Origin of the sequence: Dinoroseobacter sp. S124A (genome assembly GCF_049801015.1) — a bacterium.
GTDB lineage: Bacteria > Pseudomonadota > Alphaproteobacteria > Rhodobacterales > Rhodobacteraceae > Dinoroseobacter.
In genome coordinates this window covers 42,963-55,420 of record NZ_JBNAGD010000004.1, presented here as the reverse complement: position 1 = coordinate 55,420, position 12,458 = coordinate 42,963, and the positions used below count along the sequence as shown (strand labels likewise).

Below are 12,458 nucleotides of genomic sequence, written 5' to 3'. Positions count from 1 at the left end.
GCGCATCTGTATCAGGTCATGAAAAAAGGCGCCCCGCGAGGCGCCTTTTCTTTTGCAGACATCGGTGGCCCTTGCGGGCCACCTTTGGTCCGGATCAGGCAGACTTGCGGCGACGCGCAGCCGCACCCAGCCCACCGATGCCGGCCAGCAGGAGCAGCGCCGGCGCCGGAAGCGGCACGGCAGAGACCTGGATGTTGTCGATGGCTCCGGACTGGTTGCCGAAGTCAAAGGTGATCTCGGTGACGTTGAAGAAACTCGTCGTCACTTCGGCAAACTGGCGGTCCGCCGCAACGTTCACCATCACGCTGTCGCCCTGGTCTGTGGACACGGTCAGGGTCACATCGTCATATGCCTCGAACCCCAGCAGGTTCACAGCGGAATCGAAGGCAAAGGTGATCGAGCCGCCAGCCCCCTCGTCATCGGGATCGGAGCTGTCGCCGTCTTCGGAAATGATCAGCACGTTGCCTGGGTTGCTGACGCCCCCCATCCCGTCGGTGAACGGCGCCGCAAGGTCACCGTCATCGCCGGAGAAGTTGCGCGTATCGAAGATCATCGCCACGTCGAAGGACCCGTTGCTGTCAACGGTGATGTCATAGCCAACGCCATCCACTTCGAGATCCGTCAGACCGGTGAGCACGTCACCTGCGCTGAACTCTTCGAAGCCGATTTCGGCGGCATGGGCGCCGGAGGCCGCAAGAACGGCACCGACGATCGCGGTTGTGAGAAATTTCATTACTGTCTCCACTCATACTACACTTGCTGTCTTTATGAAGATTTGCGGAGAAATCGAAATAAAATATTCGTTGGTTGGTTACCCGGACAAAACCTGCCTTCGCCTTGGGCAGTTCGGCGTTGGCGCCCTGCGCCCCGCCAGAGCCAAGCCTCTGAAACGACGCCGATAAAATTGGTTAATCCTGCTTTTCCGGCAACGCCCCACCGAGGGTTTCTGCAATGGACGACAATCGGACCGGATCGAGACAACCGTTCGCTCGATCCCATTCTTCCCGCGCATTGCCCGAATCCCCGCACGAATTCGGGGGGTGATCCACCATGGCCCGGCAGCCCAAATCGGTTTTTCGCGGCTCCCCGAGCCCCCTGTGCCCGCGGAAGCCCTTCCCGACCGGAGCCGACCGGCATATATCCCCCGCATGACCCAGAACCCGCCAGACCTCCGCCCGGACCTCGCCCCTGCCATGCGGCTCGATGCTGCGGCGCGCCCGGGCCAACCCACCATCGGCATGGTCAGCCTCGGCTGCCCCAAAGCGCTGGTGGATAGCGAACGGATCCTGACGCGTCTGCGGGCCGAGGGCTATGCGATCAGCCCGGACTATAACGGGGCCGAAGCGGTGATCGTGAACACCTGCGGCTTTCTGGACAGCGCCAAGGCCGAGAGCCTCGAGGCGATTGGCGAAGCGCTCAACGAGAATGGCCGTGTGATCGTCACGGGGTGTCTCGGTGCCGAGCCCGACTACATCACCGGGCACCATCCCAGCGTTCTGGCGGTCACGGGGCCTCACCAATATGAGCAGGTGCTGGACGCTGTGCACAAGGCCGTCCCGCCCAGCCCGGATCCTTTCGTCGATCTGCTACCGGCTTCGGGGGTGAGCCTGACACCGCGCCATTTCAGCTATCTGAAGATCTCGGAAGGCTGCAATCACAAGTGCAAGTTCTGCATCATCCCGGATATGCGCGGCAAGCTGGCGAGCCGCCCGGCCCATGCGGTGCTGCGCGAGGCCGAGAAGCTGGTCGAGGCGGGGGTCCGCGAGCTTCTGGTGATCAGCCAGGACACCTCGGCCTACGGCGTGGATATCCGCCATGCGGAGGATCGCGGGCACCGCGCCCATATCACCGATCTTGCCCGGGATCTGGGGTCGCTCGGGGCCTGGGTCCGGCTGCACTATGTCTACCCCTACCCCCATGTGCGCGACCTGATTCCGCTGATGGCCGAGGGGCTGGTGCTGCCCTATCTGGACATTCCCTTCCAGCATGCGCATCCCGATACCCTGCGCCGGATGGCCCGTCCGGCGGCCGCTGCCCGGACCCTCGACGAGATCACCGCGTGGCGCGAGATCTGCCCCGACATCACCCTGCGCTCGACCTTCATCGTCGGCTATCCCGGCGAGACCGAGGCAGAGTTCCAGACCCTGCTCGATTGGCTGGGCGAGGCACAGCTCGACCGGGTCGGCTGCTTTCAATACGAGAATGTGGAGGGCGCGCGCTCCAACGCGCTGCCCGATCACGTCCCCGCCGAGGTCAAGCAGGAGCGGTGGGAGCGGTTCATGCAAACCGCCCAGGCGATCTCGGAAGCCAAGCTGGCCGCCAAGGTGGGTCAACGGCTCGAGGTGATCGTGGACGAGGTGGACGCCGAGGCCGCGACCTGCCGGACCAAGGCGGATGCGCCCGAGATCGACGGGAACCTCTTCATCGATGAAGGCTTCGAGAGCCTGAGCCCCGGTGACATCCTGACGGTCGAGGTTGAGGAAGCCTCGGAATACGATCTCTGGGGGCGCCCGATCTAGGCCCCCGTCCCGGCCCCGACTGACCCGCTGCGTGCCCCGGGCGCGTGGCCCGACCCTGACCGGAGGCGTAGATGCCCGAGACCGAGAGACCTGCCGACACGCCGCTCTATCTGTCGGTGACCTGCCCGGAGGAAGAGACCGCCCGCATGCTGGCGCGGCGCGCGCTCTCGGCGCGGCTGGTGGCCTGCGCGAATATCCTGCCCGGCTTGTCGAGCCTCTACTGGTGGCAAGGCACGCTCTGCGAGGACAGCGAGGTATTGCTAAGCTTCAAGACGCTGGAGCAGCACCGCCCGGCCCTTGTCGCGCTGTTGACCCAGGGCCATCCCTATGACCTGCCCGCGATCACCTGGACCGAAGAGGGCATGTCCGAGGCTCTGGCCGACTGGATCCGAGGCGAGACCAGCGCCTAGCGCCGTGGCACGCTGAAGAGCGTGTAGCCCCCAAGGGTCGCAACCACGAAGCCGCCGGTCTCGGCGGCAAACGCCTCGGCCTCGGGACTGCCCACAGGGCAACCGACCAGATCCGCCGCATCAGAAAGATAGGTATTGGTCTGATCCGTCTCGCCCACGCGCTGGCACGGGTCCTCAGCGCTGCGATAACCGCCAAAAAGCGGCAACTCCGTGTCCGGCGCGGGGATCGGTTGCGTGCTGCACGCCGCCAGCAAAAGAGCCGCACCGCCCAGATACAGGAACGCGTTGGATGCCATGATCGATCCTCCCGGTGACCCGAAGACCGCCTCGGTCAGGCGATCTTCTTCTTCAGCTCGGCCATCCGTGCCTGATTGAGGCACGTGTCCGGAGCGCTGTCGGATGTCTGACCCACGATGTCAAGCCAGCGGTGGCACCCCTCGGCCCAGGCACAGCCCCGGCAGCGCGTGACCATCGCGGCCCAGTCCTCTTGGTCGAGCACGCCCTGATGCATCGCTTCGGCCAGATCCAGCCCCGAGGTCTTGGCCATCCGCTGGATCAGCCAGAAATGCTCGGTCGTATCGCCAAGCTTTTGCGGACAGGGCGACTCCTGGGTGGAATGAGCGAGTGTGAGCGTGGCAGTCATGTGCGGATCCCCATGGTGGATCGCCCGGGCTGTCCCGGGCGGGCGTCTGCGCGCCTTGATACGGTGCGGCGTGGCGGGTGCGTTACTGGAGTTTCTCGAAAGTCTCGCGGTTCACGCAGTAGCTCGGCGCGGTCTCCAGCGTTGATGTCGCCGCCAGAAGGCGTTTGCAGGATTCCGGATTGGTGCAGTTGGTGCAGCGCAAGACGAGATCCGGGATCAGGTCCGGCGGGATGTCCCCGCGCAGCACGGATTCCTCGAGATCGACACCCACACGGTCCGCCATACGGTCCACAAGGCTGGCATGTTTGCGAAGAACACGGTCGTTTTGCATGTTGTCAGACTCCTGTCATTGACCGAAGTCTGACCGTTCGCGCCCCGCCGGGCCTTGAGCCAGATCAAACTGGCCCCCGATGCGCCCTAAAGCGTGGCAGCGACCTGCCGAACGACCTCGATCCGGGCCTGATTGGGCGGGTGACTGCCCAGAAACTGGTCGCCCGGGTCCGGAATGCGGGTGAAGAACATCGCACCGCGCAAGGGATCATAGCCCGCCGCATCCGCGATCACGGTGCCCAGCGCATCGGCCTCAAGCTCATTTTGCTTGCTATAGGTCCGCGCCCCGACAAAGGCCCCGGCCTGGGTGGCCTGTTCCACCGCGGCCTGCCGCACCGAGTCCGAGGCACCCGATGTGGCCAGAGAGGCCAGCGCCCCGAACACCACCGCGCCAAGCCCCGCATTCGCCTGGGTCTGGGCCAGATGCCCGGCGATGTGGTGGGCCGCCTCATGCCCCATGACAAAGGCCAGTTCGTCCTGATTGCGCGCCTCGGCGATCAGCGCAACGGTGAAGACAATCAGCGGATTGCCCTTGTCATCAAGCGTATGAAAGGCATTCACCGGTTGGCCGGGCCGCGTATCCACCTGGATCAGGAAATCGCAATTGGTGTTCCGGGTCCGGCTGCGACACTGAGCTTCGGCCACAGGCTCCACCCGGCGCATCACCGCATCGAAATTGGCCACGGCCTGATCCACGGACAGACGACTGGGCGCATCCACCGCCTGTGGCGCAGGCGCCCGCGACGAGGACGGCGCCACGCTGCACCCCGCCAGAGCCAAAATCGTCAGGATCCCGAAGACACGCCTCATACTGGCCTCCCATTCGTATACTCGTCTGCCTAGATAGGCATTTCACCGCGCAACGCCAGCACGACACGCGGTCTCTTGCCGGTTTCCGCCCCGCATTATGTCGTGGCCACGGGGGGATTCGGCGACAATTCTGCGAGATCTCGTCGATTTTGCACGCTCGCGCGCAGATAGGTCGTGACGCGCTACACCGCCCCGATTGCCTGGTACGGGGCGACCTTGGCCCCCTGCCTACGCGCCCTAGATCCTGCGGAGAACGGAGATCCCCAGATGCCAGACACCGCGCCGCAAACCCCGCCCTCCTCTTCCGAGACGGCGGTGCTCTATAACAAGGAATGCGCCGTATGCCGGTTCGAAATCACGCAGTATGAGCGCTACTCTGAGGATAAGGAACTGACCATTGGGTTCGAGGATCTGAACCAGACGGACCTCAATCCCTGGGGCCTGACCCAGGATCAAGCGGCGCGGAGGCTCTATCTGCGCAAGGATGGCGTCCTGCTCAGCGGCGTCCCCGCCTTTCTGGTCTTGTGGGCTGACATGCCCCGGTATCGCTGGCTCGCGCGGCTCGTCGGCTTGCCCGGGATCCGTCAGGCCGCCTGCTTGATTTATGATCACGTGCTTGCGCCAATTTTGTATCACCGCCAACGCCATCGTTATGCAGGTGCAGAAAAATCTGGAAATGAACCGGGGCGGCAGTAGGGTTGAGATATGTTTACAATCGAACACGACTTTGATTCGACGATCGTGACCCTGGTGGATGAGGGCAACGCGCCCCTGACCGAAGACGTCGTCGTCCATGCGTTCGAAGAATGCGTCACGATTGAACAATACGACCCCCGGACCGAAGAGACCCTGCGCATCACCCTGTCGATCTCGCAGCTGAACGACCTTGGCGCGGCGCTGGATCTGCCCGAAGGGGTCTACCGGCTCAAGCGCAGTGAGACCAAGCGCCAGAACGCCTGACGCGCGCGCTACTCCGCCTGAATTTCAAAAACCTTGATGCGATGGGACTGGCCCTGCACGAGCCGGAGCCGTCCCGGCGCGATCCCCAGCGCCTTGGCCAGAAGCCGCGCCACGGCCGCGTTCGCCCGCCCCTTTTCCGGCGCGGCGGTCACCCGAACACGGATCGGGTCGGTTCCGGGGTCTATCCCTGCGCGCCTGGACCGGGGCACGGCCTTGACCGTCAGGCGCGCGCCGGGTTGCGCAAGATGAGATAGATCAGGCTCGGACATGCCCCCTGCCTGCGCGAAACCCCGGATGTGACGCAAGGTTTCAGCGGCGTGATGCGCTGAATTGACAAGGCCGGCCGCGCGCGGCCTACAGTCCGCCTGCCCAATCCGGAGTTTCCCGATGCGCCCCGCCCTCCATGCCGTCCTCGCCCTGTTTTTGCTGAACGGCGCCCTCTTCGGGAGCTGGGCGGCACGGATTCCCGCCTTCAAGGAACACTTCGCCCTCAGCCCCGACGCGCTGGGTCTGCTCCTGCTTTGTCTGGCGGGGGGCGCGATCCTTGCCTTCCCCGCCGCCGGGCGCGTGATCGACCGGCAGGGGCCCGCGCGGCTGAGCAAGATCCTCGCGGTGGCCTACTGCCTTGCCTTGCCCCTGCTGGCGGTGGCCCCGGACCCGATCACGCTGGCTGCGGCGCTGCTGATCTTCGGGGCCTGTTTCGGTGCAATGGATGTTGCCATGAACGCCTGGGGGGCCGAAGTCGAGAGCGCGCGGGGCAAACCGCTGCTGCCGCAGCTCCATGCCGTGTTCAGCCTCGGCGCGGGGCTTGGCGCGGCGGGGGGCGCTCTGGCCGTGGCCGCCGGGTTGGGACCGCTCGGGCATTTCGCGCTGGTCGCGTTGGTCCTCGGGCTGGCGACGGTGCCTTTCGCCCTGCGGGGTCCGGACGGTGCGCGGCCCGCTGCCCCGGCGGAGCCTGCGGCCAAGCCTGCGCGCGGGCCGATCCTGCCGACCGGGACACTTCTGCTTGTGGGGTTGATTGCCGGGGCGACCGGGCTCAGCGAAGCCGCTGTCGCGGATTGGAGCGCGGTCTACCTGCGGATCGTCACCGACGCGCCCCCGGCTCTGGCAGCCTTGGGCTTCGCGGCCTTCTCGACGACGATGGTCATCGTGCGCCTGAGCGGTGGCTGGATTGTTGCCCGGCTGGGCGCGGTGCTGGCAACACGTCTCTCGGGGATCTGCCTCGCCCTTGGGACGACGCTCGTGGTTTTCGGCGCAGGCAGTCTGACCGTGCTCGCGGGCTTTGCGGTGCTGGGCTGCGGCGCAGCCCTTGTGATGCCGCTGGCCTTTGCCCGGGCGGCGGCGGACACCCGCGTGGCGCCGGGGACCGCCATCGCGCAGGTCGCCCTGATCGGGTATGGTGGCCTTCTGCTGGGTCCACCCCTGATCGGCTTTATCGCCGCGCGCAGCGACTACCCCACTGCGTTCCTGCTGCTGCTCGCGCTCGGGCTGCTGGTGGCGGTTCTCGCCCCCGCGCTCCGCCCCCCCCCCTTGAAGCGGCGCGCGAAAACCCCGAGGTAACGAGGGAGTGAGCGCGCCCCAGCGTCCCAGCCCAAGCCCAATTCACACCGACAATCCGACCGAGAAAGCCCCCTATGACCAGTTCCGCCCTGCCCCCGCTGACCCCGCGCCCCGAGGTGATGGAGTTCCTGCTCACGCGCCGCTCGCGCCCCGCCAAGACCTTGCGCGCGCCCTATCCGGACCGGGCGACGATCGAGAGCTTTCTGACCGCCGCCGCACGCACGCCGGATCACGGCAAGCTCGAGCCCTGGCGCTTCGTCGTGCTGCAGGGGGCAGCTCTTGCACGAATGGCCGCCCTGACGGAGACACGCGGCACGGCTCTGGGACAGGCACCCGAGAAGATTGCCAAGGCGAAAGCCGCCTTCGCGGATGCGGGCTGCGTTGTCGCTGTGATCGCGGCCCCCAAAGCCTCGGACAAGATCCCGGCCTATGAACAGGACCTCTCGGCGGGCGCGGCCTGTCTCGCGCTGGTGAATGCGGCGCTGGCATCGGGCTGGGGGGCCAATTGGCTCACCGGGTTTGTCGCCCATGATGCCAGCTTCGGGATCGAAGGGCTGGGCCTTGCCCCCACAGAGCGGGTGGCGGGCTTCATCCATCTCGGGACCGAAACCGTCGTGCCCCCGGAACGGCCGCGCCCGGATATCGCCGCCCTCACCCAGTGGGTGGACGCATGATCCCGCTGATCTATTCCAAGGCCATCGCCCAGCTGCCCGATCCGGCCTTTCGGCGCGTCTTGCTGATCGGGATCGGGGCGACCGTCGGGCTTCTGGTGGCCATCACCTGGCTCTTCACGCTGCTGCTGGGCTGGCTTGTCCCCGATGCCCTGACCCTGCCCTTTGTGGGCGAGGTGACATGGCTCGACGATCTGGCCTCAGGACTTGGCATCCTGAGCATGCTCGGCCTGTCGGTCTTCCTGATGGTGCCCGTGGCCTCGGCCTTCACCGGTCTGTTTCTCGAAGATATCGCCGACGCGGTGGAGGCGCGGCACTATCCGGGACTGGGTCAGCCGCCCAAGGTGCCCTTCGCGGAGGCCCTGCGCGACACGTTCGGGTTTCTCGGGGTGCTGGTGGTGGCGAACATGGCCGCCTTGGTGCTCTATTTGATGTTCATCCCGCTCGCACCGCTGATCTTCTGGGGGCTGAACGGGTTCCTGCTCGGCCGGGAATACTTTCAGGTCACAGCCATGCGGCGGCTCGGACGCGAGGGGGCCGCACAGATGCGCAAGCGCCATATGCTCAAGATCTGGATCGCGGGGGTGCCCATGGCGATGGTGCTGTCCCTGCCACTGATCAACCTGATCATCCCGGTGATCGGCGCGGCGGCCTTCACCCATCTCTATCACAGACTGGCCGCGCAGGAGGTCTGACCCCCCTGCCCTCCCGGCATGAAAAAAGCCTCGGCCCATCGCGGCGCCGAGGCTGTCGCATGTCCGCAGGTCTGGTTTACTCCAGCCGCTCCAACCCGCCGCCGAAGCGGTTGAACAGGTCGAAATCATCCACCGTGATATAGCCCGCGACGATGACATAGACCAAAGGGACCCAGATCACGACCGCGACGATCGAGGTGATCTTGACCTTGCGCCGCATGTCGATCCGCGCCGGAGCGCCCGCAGGCGTGCCCATGGTGACCCTGCCCTCATCACCCTGAGTCTTCATCCGGATCGGCAGGACGATGAACAGGGTCATGAACCAGATGACGGCCAGAAGGACGAGTGCCGAGGTGATTTGCATGGGCTCAGACCTGCTCGAGCTCGACCAGGGTGCCGTTGAAATCCTTGGGGTGCAGGAAAAGTACAGGCTTGCCATGGGCGCCGATCTTGGGCTCACCGGTGCCCAGCACCCGCGCGCCCTCGGCGCTCAACTTGTCGCGGGCGGCGAGGATATCGTCCACCTCATAGCAGATATGGTGAATCCCGCCCGAGGGGTTCTTTTCGAGAAAGCCCGCGATCGGAGAGCCCTCGCCCAGCGGGTAAAGCAGCTCGATCTTGGTGTTCGGCAGTTCGATGAACACCACCGTCACCCCGTGATCGGGCTCGTCCTGGGGCGCGCCGACCTTAGCGCCCAAAGTGTTGGCGTATTGCGCCGAGGCGGCTTCGAGATCCGGGACGGCGATGGCAACATGGTTAAGGCGACCGATCATAACTGGCTCCAACTGTGACTGGTTTGGCGCGGTTATGGCCTGTCACCCCCTTGTGAGCAAGGCGCAGAGGGTCGCGTTTACCTCTCATTAGGGAAGGTGACGCAGTCTGAAGAGAGATTCGGAGGACCCAATGGACGATACAGCTGCCCTGCTCTCCGCTGCGCCCAGACCGACAGCCGCGCGTCCCCTGTTGGGGGTGACCATCCTGCTGGTCGAAGACAGCCGCTACGCATCCGAGGCGATGCGCCTCTTGTGCCTGCGCTCCGGCGCGCGATTGCGCCGTGCCGATTGTCTGGCCTCGGCCCGCCGCCACCTGCGCATGTACTGCCCGACCGTGGCGATCGTCGATCTCGGCCTGCCCGATGGTGCGGGCGAAGACCTGATCGCGGAACTGGCTCAGGCGCAGCCCCGCCTGCCCGCGATCCTCGGCTTCAGTGGCGAGTTGTCGGGCGAAGACTGCGCGATTGCCGCCGGCGCGGACGGATTTCTCGCCAAGCCCCTGACCCGCATCGCCGAATTTCAGGCCGCCGTGCTCGCCCATCTTCCAAAGGACGCACAGCCCAAGGGCCCGCGCGCGATGACCGAAACCGAGATCTGCCCGGATACGCTGGCCCTGCAGGATGATCTGGCCCATGCCCAGGACCTGCTGCTGGATGAAGATGACCCGATCCAGCGGGCCTACTCGGCGCAGTTTCTCCATGGTCTGGCCGTGGCGGCCAAGGATACTCCGCTGGCCGAAGCCGCCAAGGCGCTGGCCGCGCAAGGGGATCGGGACAGCCTGAGCGCCGTGCGCGCCATGCTCGAAGACCGAATCGCCACACGCGTCGCGATCTAGGAACCTGCCTCGCAATCAAGCGCTTACAGCGCAAACTTGTCACACTTGCGACACACCTGTGTCACGAGACGGCCCAATCCTTGCCTCACGGGTCGCTTTTCGAGCTGTCCGCGGTAAGCAGAACACTCGAAGGCAACGACCTCGAGCAGTCAATAAGGGAACACCCCGATGCCCAAACGCTGGAACACCGCCCGTTCAGCGTCCCGGACAGATCGGCCCATGGCCACTGTCGGGGCGAATATCATCCTGGGACTCGCCATGCTGGCCGCGATCCTGATCGGGACGTCTGATTTCTCAATCCGGTCGATCACGTCCGATCTCGGCACCACCGAGGACGTTCAGGGCACGCTTGTGCCGCACGGCGCCGACTGAGCCCCCAAAGGGGCCCCTGACGGCGCCCCGCGCCCGGCGTCAGTCCTGCGGGATGACCCGCAGGGACAGGTCGCGCAACTGCTCGCCCGTGGGTTCGGAGGGGGCACCCATCATCAGATCTTCGGCGCGCTGGTTCATGGGGAACATGATCACCTCGCGGATATTGGCCTCATCGGCCAACAGCATCACGATCCGGTCGATCCCAGCCGCACAACCGCCGTGAGGCGGCGCGCCGTATTTGAACGCATTGACCATACCGCCGAACCGCTTTTCGACCTCATCGCTGCCATAGCCCGCAATCTCGAAGGCCTTGTACATGATCTCGAGCTTGTGGTTCCGGATCGCACCAGAGACGAGCTCGTAGCCGTTGCAGGCCAGATCGTATTGATAGCCGAGCACCTCGAGCGGGTCGCCATCCAGCGCCGCCATCCCGCCTTGCGGCATGGAGAACGGGTTATGCGAGAAGTCGATCCGGCCCTCGTCATCGGCCTCATACATCGGGAAATCCACGATCCAGGCAAAGGCGAAGCGGTCCTTGTCCACCAGTCCGAGCTCTTCGCCAATCACGGTCCGGGCGCGGCCCGCGACCCCTTCGAATGTGGCAGGCTTACCGCCGAGGAAGAAGGCCGCATCGCCGACCTCGAGCCCCAGCTGCTGGCGGATCGCCTCGGTCCGCTCGGGGCCGATATTCTTGGCCAGCGGCCCGGCGGCTTCCATGCCGTTGCCCTGATCACGCCAGAAGATATAGCCCATGCCGGGCAGGCCCTGTTCCTGCGCGAACTTGTTCATCCGGTCGCAGAACTTGCGCGAGCCGCCCGTGGGGGCGGGGATCGCGCGGATCTCGGTGCCGTCCTGTTCCAGCAGCTTGGCAAAGATCGCGAAGCCGGAGCCCGCGAAATGCTCGGACACGATCTGCATCTTGATCGGGTTGCGCAGGTCCGGCTTGTCGGTGCCATACCACAGGGCGCTGTCGCGGTAAGAAATCTGCGGCCAGTCTGTGTCCACCTTGCGGCCGCCGCCGAACTCTTCGAAGAGCCCCGCGATCACCGGCTGGATCGTGTCGAACACGTCCTGCTGGTCGACAAAGCTCATCTCCAGATCGAGCTGGTAGAAATCCGTAGGCGAGCGGTCCGCGCGCGGATCCTCGTCGCGGAAACAGGGCGCGATCTGAAAATACTTGTCGAAGCCACCGACCATTGTGAGCTGCTTGAACTGCTGCGGGGCCTGCGGCAGGGCGTAGAACTTGCCCGGATGCAGGCGCGAGGGCACGAGAAAGTCGCGCGCGCCTTCGGGGCTGGAGGCGGTGATGATCGGCGTCTGGAACTCGTTGAAGTCGATATCCCACATCCGCTTGCGGATCGAGCGCACCACGTTGGAGCGCAGGATGATGTTCTCATGCAGGCTCTCGCGGCGCAGGTCGAGGAAGCGATATTTCAGGCGCGTCTCCTCGGGGTAGTCCTGATCGCCGAAGACCGGCAGGGGCAGCTCGTCGGCGGTGCCCAGCACTTCGAGATCGCGCACGAAAACCTCGACCTCGCCCGTGGGGATCTTGGGATTGATCAGGCTTGCGTCCCGCGCCTTCACCGTCCCGTCGATCCGGATGCACCACTCGGAGCGGACCTTTTCGACCTCGGCAAAGACCGGGCTGTCCGGGTCGCAGAGGACCTGGGTCATGCCGTAATGGTCGCGCAAATCGATGAAGAGCACGCCGCCATGATCTCGCACCCGGTGGACCCAGCCCGACAGGCGCACGGTCGCGCCGACATCGGCTTTGGTGAGGGCGGCGCAGGTATGGGTACGAAAGGCGTGCATGGGGGTCCCCGGAACTCAGATGGCTGATCTGGGGCCATACATATCAGGGGCGGTTGGGTGTCAAGCGG

The 12,458-nt window shown here is 65.3% G+C and carries 18 protein-coding genes; 9 read left to right on the top strand and 9 right to left on the bottom strand.

The window, feature by feature from the left end:
* Positions 1–94 precede the first annotated feature (94 nt).
* Positions 95–733, bottom strand: a complete 639-nt coding sequence (locus tag ACP15I_RS10780) for a VPLPA-CTERM sorting domain-containing protein (protein WP_424965690.1) — start codon at positions 731–733, stop codon at positions 95–97.
* A gap of 415 nt (positions 734–1,148) precedes the next feature.
* Here ACP15I_RS10780 and rimO point away from each other — a divergent pair, with 415 nt between their 5' ends.
* Together rimO and cutA are read left to right on the top strand one after the other, a co-directional pair.
* Positions 1,149–2,519 carry a 30S ribosomal protein S12 methylthiotransferase RimO gene (gene rimO, locus ACP15I_RS10775; protein WP_424975084.1) on the top strand — a complete coding sequence of 457 codons (1,371 nt, stop codon included), beginning with the start codon at positions 1,149–1,151 and terminating at the stop codon, positions 2,517–2,519.
* A gap of 71 nt (positions 2,520–2,590) precedes the next feature.
* Positions 2,591–2,929: a divalent-cation tolerance protein CutA gene (gene cutA / locus ACP15I_RS10770; protein ID WP_424965688.1), complete on the top strand. Its 339-nt coding sequence runs from the start codon at positions 2,591–2,593 to the stop codon at positions 2,927–2,929.
* Here the strand turns inward: cutA and ACP15I_RS10765 are convergent.
* The 4 genes from ACP15I_RS10765 to ACP15I_RS10750 all read right to left on the bottom strand — a co-directional run bounded on the left by ACP15I_RS10765 (position 2,926) and on the right by ACP15I_RS10750 (position 4,712).
* A complete protein-coding gene (locus ACP15I_RS10765; protein ID WP_424975083.1) occupies positions 2,926–3,225 on the bottom strand; it encodes a hypothetical protein in 300 nt (99 codons plus the stop codon). The genes cutA and ACP15I_RS10765 overlap by 4 nt on opposite strands.
* A gap of 35 nt (positions 3,226–3,260) precedes the next feature.
* Entirely contained in the window at positions 3,261–3,572 is a 312-nt protein-coding gene (locus tag ACP15I_RS10760; RefSeq protein ID WP_424975082.1) for a DUF6455 family protein, read from the bottom strand.
* Between the two features lie 82 nt (positions 3,573–3,654).
* Positions 3,655–3,903 carry a DUF6455 family protein gene (locus ACP15I_RS10755; RefSeq protein ID WP_424965685.1) on the bottom strand — a complete coding sequence of 83 codons (249 nt, stop codon included), beginning with the start codon at positions 3,901–3,903 and terminating at the stop codon, positions 3,655–3,657.
* Between the two features lie 86 nt (positions 3,904–3,989).
* Entirely contained in the window at positions 3,990–4,712 is a 723-nt protein-coding gene (locus ACP15I_RS10750; RefSeq protein WP_424975081.1) for a M48 family metalloprotease, read from the bottom strand.
* 267 nt (positions 4,713–4,979) lie between these two features.
* On the opposite strand from ACP15I_RS10750, the gene ACP15I_RS10745 reads away from it, so the two are divergent.
* Both ACP15I_RS10745 and ACP15I_RS10740 read left to right on the top strand, forming a co-directional pair.
* A complete protein-coding gene (locus ACP15I_RS10745; RefSeq protein ID WP_424975080.1) occupies positions 4,980–5,408 on the top strand; it encodes a thiol-disulfide oxidoreductase DCC family protein in 429 nt (142 codons plus the stop codon).
* Between the two features lie 9 nt (positions 5,409–5,417).
* Positions 5,418–5,672 (top strand): hypothetical protein, encoded by a 255-nt coding sequence (locus ACP15I_RS10740; RefSeq protein ID WP_424965682.1) that lies wholly within the window; start codon positions 5,418–5,420, stop codon positions 5,670–5,672.
* Between the two features lie 8 nt (positions 5,673–5,680).
* Here ACP15I_RS10740 and ACP15I_RS10735 read toward each other — a convergent pair whose 3' ends face one another.
* Positions 5,681–5,941, bottom strand: a complete 261-nt coding sequence (locus tag ACP15I_RS10735; protein WP_424975079.1) for a DUF167 domain-containing protein — start codon at positions 5,939–5,941, stop codon at positions 5,681–5,683.
* Positions 5,942–6,059: 118 nt separating this feature from the next.
* Here ACP15I_RS10735 and ACP15I_RS10730 point away from each other — a divergent pair, with 118 nt between their 5' ends.
* The 3 genes from ACP15I_RS10730 (at position 6,060) to ACP15I_RS10720 (ending at position 8,598) form a co-directional block, all read left to right on the top strand.
* Positions 6,060–7,232, top strand: coding sequence for an MFS transporter (locus ACP15I_RS10730; protein ID WP_424975078.1), 1,173 nt, complete (start codon positions 6,060–6,062; stop codon positions 7,230–7,232).
* A 74-nt stretch (positions 7,233–7,306) separates the two neighbouring features.
* The gene (locus ACP15I_RS10725; RefSeq protein ID WP_424975076.1) at positions 7,307–7,906 is read left to right on the top strand and encodes a nitroreductase family protein; all 600 of its coding nucleotides are present in this window, start codon (positions 7,307–7,309) and stop codon (positions 7,904–7,906) included.
* Positions 7,903–8,598 (top strand): EI24 domain-containing protein, encoded by a 696-nt coding sequence (locus ACP15I_RS10720; protein WP_424965678.1) that lies wholly within the window; start codon positions 7,903–7,905, stop codon positions 8,596–8,598. Before ACP15I_RS10725 ends, ACP15I_RS10720 begins: the two co-directional genes overlap by 4 nt.
* A gap of 76 nt (positions 8,599–8,674) precedes the next feature.
* Here the strand turns inward: ACP15I_RS10720 and ACP15I_RS10715 are convergent, their stop codons facing one another.
* A complete protein-coding gene (locus ACP15I_RS10715) occupies positions 8,675–8,962 on the bottom strand; it encodes a DUF1467 family protein (RefSeq protein WP_424965677.1) in 288 nt (95 codons plus the stop codon).
* A 4-nt stretch (positions 8,963–8,966) separates the two neighbouring features.
* Positions 8,967–9,371, bottom strand: a complete 405-nt coding sequence (gene mce / locus ACP15I_RS10710) for a methylmalonyl-CoA epimerase (RefSeq protein ID WP_424965676.1) — start codon at positions 9,369–9,371, stop codon at positions 8,967–8,969.
* 130 nt (positions 9,372–9,501) lie between these two features.
* Here mce and ACP15I_RS10705 point away from each other — a divergent pair, with 130 nt between their 5' ends.
* Both ACP15I_RS10705 and ACP15I_RS10700 read left to right on the top strand, forming a co-directional pair.
* Positions 9,502–10,206: a response regulator gene (locus ACP15I_RS10705; protein ID WP_424965675.1), complete on the top strand. Its 705-nt coding sequence runs from the start codon at positions 9,502–9,504 to the stop codon at positions 10,204–10,206.
* 219 nt (positions 10,207–10,425) lie between these two features.
* On the top strand, positions 10,426–10,578 hold the full coding sequence (locus ACP15I_RS10700) for a hypothetical protein (RefSeq protein ID WP_424965674.1): 153 nt from the start codon (positions 10,426–10,428) through the stop codon (positions 10,576–10,578).
* Between the two features lie 39 nt (positions 10,579–10,617).
* Here the strand turns inward: ACP15I_RS10700 and aspS are convergent, their stop codons facing one another.
* Positions 10,618–12,390 carry an aspartate--tRNA ligase gene (aspS, locus tag ACP15I_RS10695; protein WP_424975075.1) on the bottom strand — a complete coding sequence of 591 codons (1,773 nt, stop codon included), beginning with the start codon at positions 12,388–12,390 and terminating at the stop codon, positions 10,618–10,620.
* Positions 12,391–12,458: the final 68 nt, after the last annotated feature.

Bases quoted from the DNA above. Each gene is read 5' to 3' on its own strand.
- ACP15I_RS10780 (WP_424965690.1), bottom strand. From the start codon at position 733: ATGAAATTTCTCACAACCGCGATCGTCGGTGCCGTTCTTGCGGCCTCC.
- rimO (WP_424975084.1), top strand. From the start codon at position 1,149: ATGACCCAGAACCCGCCAGACCTCCGCCCGGACCTCGCCCCTGCCATG.
- cutA (WP_424965688.1), top strand. From the start codon at position 2,591: ATGCCCGAGACCGAGAGACCTGCCGACACGCCGCTCTATCTGTCGGTG.
- ACP15I_RS10765 (WP_424975083.1), bottom strand. From the start codon at position 3,225: ATGGCATCCAACGCGTTCCTGTATCTGGGCGGTGCGGCTCTTTTGCTG.
- ACP15I_RS10760 (WP_424975082.1), bottom strand. From the start codon at position 3,572: ATGACTGCCACGCTCACACTCGCTCATTCCACCCAGGAGTCGCCCTGT.
- ACP15I_RS10755 (WP_424965685.1), bottom strand. From the start codon at position 3,903: ATGCAAAACGACCGTGTTCTTCGCAAACATGCCAGCCTTGTGGACCGT.
- ACP15I_RS10750 (WP_424975081.1), bottom strand. From the start codon at position 4,712: ATGAGGCGTGTCTTCGGGATCCTGACGATTTTGGCTCTGGCGGGGTGC.
- ACP15I_RS10745 (WP_424975080.1), top strand. From the start codon at position 4,980: ATGCCAGACACCGCGCCGCAAACCCCGCCCTCCTCTTCCGAGACGGCG.
- ACP15I_RS10740 (WP_424965682.1), top strand. From the start codon at position 5,418: ATGTTTACAATCGAACACGACTTTGATTCGACGATCGTGACCCTGGTG.
- ACP15I_RS10735 (WP_424975079.1), bottom strand. From the start codon at position 5,941: ATGTCCGAGCCTGATCTATCTCATCTTGCGCAACCCGGCGCGCGCCTG.
- ACP15I_RS10730 (WP_424975078.1), top strand. From the start codon at position 6,060: ATGCGCCCCGCCCTCCATGCCGTCCTCGCCCTGTTTTTGCTGAACGGC.
- ACP15I_RS10725 (WP_424975076.1), top strand. From the start codon at position 7,307: ATGACCAGTTCCGCCCTGCCCCCGCTGACCCCGCGCCCCGAGGTGATG.
- ACP15I_RS10720 (WP_424965678.1), top strand. From the start codon at position 7,903: ATGATCCCGCTGATCTATTCCAAGGCCATCGCCCAGCTGCCCGATCCG.
- ACP15I_RS10715 (WP_424965677.1), bottom strand. From the start codon at position 8,962: ATGCAAATCACCTCGGCACTCGTCCTTCTGGCCGTCATCTGGTTCATG.
- mce (WP_424965676.1), bottom strand. From the start codon at position 9,371: ATGATCGGTCGCCTTAACCATGTTGCCATCGCCGTCCCGGATCTCGAA.
- ACP15I_RS10705 (WP_424965675.1), top strand. From the start codon at position 9,502: ATGGACGATACAGCTGCCCTGCTCTCCGCTGCGCCCAGACCGACAGCC.
- ACP15I_RS10700 (WP_424965674.1), top strand. From the start codon at position 10,426: ATGGCCACTGTCGGGGCGAATATCATCCTGGGACTCGCCATGCTGGCC.
- aspS (WP_424975075.1), bottom strand. From the start codon at position 12,390: ATGCACGCCTTTCGTACCCATACCTGCGCCGCCCTCACCAAAGCCGAT.